Source organism: Pelomicrobium sp. G1 (assembly GCF_051905455.1).
Taxonomy (GTDB): domain Bacteria; phylum Pseudomonadota; class Gammaproteobacteria; order Burkholderiales; family UBA6910; genus Pelomicrobium.
Window position 1 is genome coordinate 1 of sequence record NZ_JBQACR010000597.1, and the last position, 236, is coordinate 236.

At 72.9% G+C, this 236-nt stretch carries 1 protein-coding gene; it reads right to left on the reverse strand.

Annotated features, from left to right (window positions below; all coding sequences use genetic code 11):
• Positions 1 to 236, reverse strand: a 236-nt coding sequence (locus ACTFO6_RS19775) for an exodeoxyribonuclease VII large subunit (RefSeq protein WP_439935993.1), incomplete at both ends; no start/stop codon positions are given.

The window sequence follows — 236 nt, forward strand, 5'->3', positions numbered from 1 at the left end:
GTGCTAGGGAGTCCAGTTGTTGCATGCGCGCTTCGTGCCGCCGTTCATAGCCCCGACGCAGGCGCCGCGCCCGGCTCTCCAAGCGGGCCAGCAGGTCGACGCGGCTGGGGCTCGCGAGCTCCGCCGCGGCGGTGGGGGTCAGCGCGCGCCGGTCGGCGACGAAATCGGCGATGGTGAAATCGGTCTCGTGGCCCACGCCGCTCACCACCAGGATGGGACAGGCGGCGATCGCCCCG